The 1208-nt window shown below is 61.9% G+C and carries 1 protein-coding gene; it reads right to left on the reverse strand.

Annotation, left to right across the window (positions count from 1 at the left end):
• On the reverse strand, window positions 1–1142 hold a 1142-nt coding region (locus A6U86_RS07850), incomplete at its 3' end, for a Gfo/Idh/MocA family protein (protein ID WP_068388687.1).
• Window positions 1143–1208 lie beyond the last annotated feature (66 nt).

Here is a 1208-nt window from a genome sequence, read left to right on the forward strand (position 1 = left end):
TTCGGCACATCGACCCATCGACGTTCTTGCCAGCTCTGTTGGGCGAGTTCTGCAAGCTGCACGCCCTTGGCGCCCTCGCGCAGGCTGAACTTCCACGGCGCATCCTCGGCGACATGGCGCAGGAAACCCTCCCACTGAACCTTGAAGCCATTGTCGAATACCTGCGTGTCCGGAACCTCGTCCCACGTCTCGAAGAAGTTGATCGGCTGCGGCTGGTCCGGGTTCCATACCGGCTTTGGCGTATTCACCCGATGCTGCGTCCAGCAGCGCATCAGCCCGCAGACCGCAGACCCGTGCGTGCCGTCGACCTGGAAGGTGACGAGATCGTCACGACGGACGCGAACCGCCCAGGAGGAATTGATGTGGGTGATGATCCCGCCCTCGAGCTCGAAGGTGGCATAGGCTGCATCGTCGGCATCGGCGGCATAGGTCTTGCCGCTCTCATCGACACGACTTGGAATATGGGTGGCGCCGAGGCAGCTCACCGACCTGACCTCGCCGAACAGATTGTCGAGCACATAGCGCCAATGCGGCAGCATATCGAGGATCATGCCGCCGCCGTCGGCCTTGCGGTAGTTCCACGACGGACGCTGCGCCTGCACGCCCCAATCACCTTCGAACACCCAGTAGCCGAACTCGCCGCGCACCGAGAGAATCTTGCCGAAGAAGCCGCTGTCGCGCAGCATGGCGATCTTGCGCAGGCCGGGCAGGAACAGCTTGTCCTGCACCACGCCATTCTTGACGCCGCGCCGTTCGGCGGACGCTGCCACCGACAGCGCCTCTTCCAGCGTCTCGGAGATCGGCTTTTCGCAATAGACATGCTTGCCGGCGGCAATCGCCTTCTCCAGCAACTCGACGCGCATCTGCGTCGAGCCGGCATCGAAGAAGATCGCATTGGCAGGATCGGCCAGAGCGGCATCGAGATCGGTCGTCGTCTTCGACAGGCCGTGCTTGCGGGCAATCGCCTCGATCTTCTCGGCATTGCGGCCGACAAGCACCGGCTCTGGCATCAGCCTGTCGCCATTCGACAAAAGCACGCCGCCCTGCTCGCGGATCGCCAGGATGGAGCGCAGCAGGTGCTGATTGTAGCCCATGCGCCCGGTAATGCCGTGCATGATGATCCCGATTGGCCTTGTCGCCATAAGCCATTCCTCCCGTAAATAACCATATAGTTACATAACTGACATGGCAAAGCGCACCTGTCAACG

The organism is Rhizobium sp. AC27/96, assembly GCF_001692325.1.
Taxonomy (GTDB): domain Bacteria; phylum Pseudomonadota; class Alphaproteobacteria; order Rhizobiales; family Rhizobiaceae; genus Rhizobium.